Source organism: bacterium, assembly GCA_040755795.1.
In the GTDB taxonomy this organism is placed as follows: Bacteria; UBA9089; CG2-30-40-21; order CG2-30-40-21; family SBAY01; genus JBFLXS01.
On the sequence record JBFLXS010000373.1, the window covers coordinates 1 to 4,087 of the forward strand.

Genomic DNA, 4,087 nt, shown 5'->3' on the forward strand with positions numbered 1-4,087 from the left:
GGAGGGATGAGGGATGAGGGAAGACTCAATTCCATTGTCTGATTCGGTAAAAGGCCGGGTGTAAGGTCTAATGTGTAAGGTGGTAATGGTTTTTTGTCCGGGTCTATTACCTTAACAACCACTTTTGCAGCACTTTTTAATTTCTCATTTTTAATTTTACATTTTACAGTTATCGTTCCACCTGGTTTAGTCTCTGGCATCTCATCCCTCATCCCTAATCCCTGCTCCCTAAACTTTGCCCAGGTGATTAAATCACGAATCAGATTGGTTTCATCTGTTGACCAGTGTGAATGCCCATAACCCCAATCTGTATACAAGGTACAGGCTACCACATACCCTTTGCCGTATTTATACATGATTAACATTGGCTGTTGATTTTTTACTCTACGCAATATTATCTTCGCATCGCCCCATTGTGTAAAATATCCATCTGCATTAGCATCAAGGTTAGCCGAGTCCTGCCCTGCCATGATTGGATGATACTCATCGATATAACCTGCATTTTTCCAGCAAGACTGGTCTTCATTTGCCCCATAACCGGTAACAGTTCCTGGCAAAAACTCAAATTCGTAGCCATACTTCTGCGTAAAACATACTACTACACCCCCTTCTTCAACATATTTGCGTAACCTCCATTCCAATATTTCAGAAGTATCTACGCCGCTTAACCCATAGCTCGGAATAACCAGTACCTTGAAATCCTGTAACTTTCTCTGGAGTTCAGGCTTTAGCCTTTCATTTTTAGTAAGGAGAGATGGAGAATAGGGAGAAAAGGAGAGAATTCTTTTAATATTTTTCTCCATTTCCTTCTTTCTCCCTTTCTCCTTTATTTCTGTCGGTAAAGGCTCAAAATCTCTATCGATAAACCAGACAGGCTCTTTAAATCGGCCTAACAGATGCGCCACTCCATCTACAAAACCATTCAAATACACCCCAACCTCTGCCTCTGAATCTATCTTTGCCGGTGTTGGGTATCTTGGGTCTGAAATATCATAGGATTCATCCGGATGGTCAGTGACTATGTTCTGACCATTGGCATATTGAATGGCAGATAATTTTAAGCCAGGCACTGAGACTGTTATCTGATGAATTAAATTATCATCTGGTATTAATTCCTCACCTGAGGTAACTACGAAAGAGGTGCTTGCTTGACTATCTGCAGGTAAATCTAATGTATCTGCGGGATATTGAGTAATAGAAAGGCAGCCTGATTCTTTAATCAACTTCATCTCAATATTAGCCGTAAATGATTTATTCTTTGCCTTGTTAGTAATAGTGATGTAGTGGGTATGTGATTCATAAGGTTCTGTAAAATTCTGCCAGGCAGGATGAATGGAGACAAAGATAGGCGGGACTATCTCAAACGACCTGCGATAAGGTGATTGTTTCAAATCATGTCCTGGTGTATTAGCATTATCCTTTGCCTCAATAGACCAGGTATACTCTCCATAATCTAACTTATTAACTGCTGATGCCTGATGGAAAGTTCCTTGAGGAGTATTCAATACAATAGTTGAATTATCAATCCCAGAGGCATAGCCATTAATTGGTGGGTCAAAAAGCGTAGCAGAGATATTGACCGTATAAGGTATTTCCTCAGCAATAATCACCTCACCATCTGCTGGTGTAGTAGCAGTTACCTCCGGCTCCTCGGTGTCAATTAAAAAGAACTGATAGCCTGATATTGGAACATCGATAGTTTCTATAATATCTTCATTACAATCAGCACTGGCTATCTTTACCTGCATTTGTGTTTTATCCTCAAAATAAAGCTTTGCACTACCGTCAGTCCCCTTGGGAATATTCAAGATTACAGAGAAGTTCTTACCCGAGCCTGCTAAAGATATTGGGTGTGGAGAAGAAAAAGCACCGTTACCTTTAATAAATAGTGTTGGTGCTGAAGGTAAAGACTCGGATAAGGTAATAGAGATAGATATTGCCCCTTCTCTAACCGGTGATTCCGGGGATATACTAAATTTAGCTGTGATAGGTGATTGAGAAAATGTTTCCTCCAAAATCTCTTTCTTTATCCCAATATTTTTAGGTAAATCCAGATGCCATACGGGTAAGGGAATACCTAAACTACTTACTTTTTTAATTACCGAGTCCAGGGCATGTTTTAAAACACCCTTTGCCGAATCATAAGAAACGACTAAATCCCCACCAAATATCCTATCCTCTGCTATATGAAAATAGTTCACATTTGAATTTAAGTTATTCTCCCAGAATAATTCCTCCATAAAATTACTGCCTTTAGTTTGCTGTTGCTCTACTGCGGGAAAGTAAGGGTTGGGAAGAAGAGTATTTTCAATAAGTTTCTTGAGCCACTCTGGACAATGATAAGCCCACTCACCTAAAAAACTCCCTTTATTCGGTGTCCCAAGCATGATGATTTGACCTACATCATTGCCATAGCGGGGGATGCCGGTGATGGTGATTTCTTTTGGCTTATCAGAATTAGCAGGAAGATATGTATACTTCATTTCAGATTCATGTTGATTCCCATACATCATCGTATAAAGTTCAGCTACTAAACCACCTCGTGAATGGGCTATTATATCTACTTTCTCAGCATCTGTTTGTTCCTTAATCTTATCAATGATCTTTTTAAGTTGCTTGATATCCTCCTGTATTAATCCTTGTCCTTTAAGAGGAAAATCTCCACCCAATTCAGGAAAATCAGCTAAGGTGAACACATCAAATCCTGCATTTTGTAATGTCTTTTTTAAACAACCTGTTTCCCACATCTCTGAGGTATCATTAGTTCCATGAACTAAAAGCACAGGATTCTTAGCAAAGGCTGGAGTTAACCAAAATAAACTGCCTACTAACCCTAAAATAATGGCTCTTTTTAACATAATTTTCACCTCCAACAGAGTAAATTAAACCTAAAACTCAAACTCACTATCAGGTATACCTGTATTTATCTGAATATTACTTAAAGTATATTCTTCTGTTGTTTGTTCAGGTCTAAATTTAGGGATAGGGAATTTAGTCAAAATAAATTTTGTTGGTATCCAAATATTATTAATTAATTGAAACATTTGACTTTCTCTTCGAGAACATATTTGTTGATTATCCATATCACATTTATCAATTTTTATAATTACTCCTTTATTATAATCTATAAATATTTCCATTCTAATTCCATGCTCTGGATAATTATATTCATCCTCCGGATTACTTTTTTTCGGAACAGCTTCAATCACCCAGATATCAATTTCAGGATTAGAGATAACCTTACTATCAAACTTAGTAATTAACTCATCCAACCGCCAGTAGAAATCAAACCTATCCGGGTCTAAAAGGGTATACCAGGGAAGGTTATAATTCCCAACAGGTGTATCTTTAGTCACCGGACCTCCCCATCCTGTTCCCATCCTCCTATATTCAACATTATTCTTTTTAACCACTGTAAGCAGTTCTTTTGGAGGTAACCATTTAAGTTTATCCGGTGCTTTAAAGAAAAACTTCTCGTCCTGGATAATCAAATCACCGATTATTCCTAACATCTGTTTAAGTAAATCTATATCTCCCATATTTTCAGGGATTCTTACTTTCATCTGATAATCCGCCTTCAAATCTTGTATCTTCTGGTAATTCTCCTTGACCTTATCCAGTAATGCCTGGACAGTAGGTGTGCCGATTTGTTTTGGTCTAAGTTGTAGATTTTTCTTTTTAACCACCTGTTCCTGCTTAGTCTTTTGCTCCTTAGCTTTTAGCCATGGCCATTGCCATTCTATACCCTGGGCTATAGTGCTACTGCATAGCAAGACACACATCACCGCAATACTACACATTATCTTCTTAATCCCTGTCCCTCTTGAATTTCCCTTTAAACTTCTTTTACCCATTTTAAATCTACCTCCTTAATTTTGGTAATTGGTAACTGGTGAATGGTAATTAGTTACCAATTAACCCATTACTTTTACTTAGTTTTAATTTCGTGAAGCCCTATTTAATTTTTGTAACCGTTCAGGGCTATACATTAGAAGTGTAAACAAGGAGAAATGGGGAAAAAGGAGAATTGGAGAAATGGCTCAAACTTTTTCTTGCTCCACCCTTCGGACATCAATCCTGGAGTCTG

The 4,087-nt window shown here is 38.0% G+C and carries 2 protein-coding genes; both read right to left on the reverse strand.

Going from position 1 to position 4,087, the window contains the following annotated elements; genetic code table 11:
• Nucleotides 1-2,858, reverse strand: a 2,858-nt coding sequence (locus tag AB1414_16840; GenBank protein ID MEW6609083.1) for an alpha/beta fold hydrolase, incomplete at its 3' end; no start/stop codon positions are given.
• Nucleotides 2,859-2,888: 30 nt separating this feature from the next.
• Nucleotides 2,889-3,854 (reverse strand): hypothetical protein, encoded by a 966-nt coding sequence (locus tag AB1414_16845; protein MEW6609084.1) that lies wholly within the window; start codon nt 3,852-3,854, stop codon nt 2,889-2,891.
• Between the last annotated feature and the right edge of the window lie 233 nt (nt 3,855-4,087).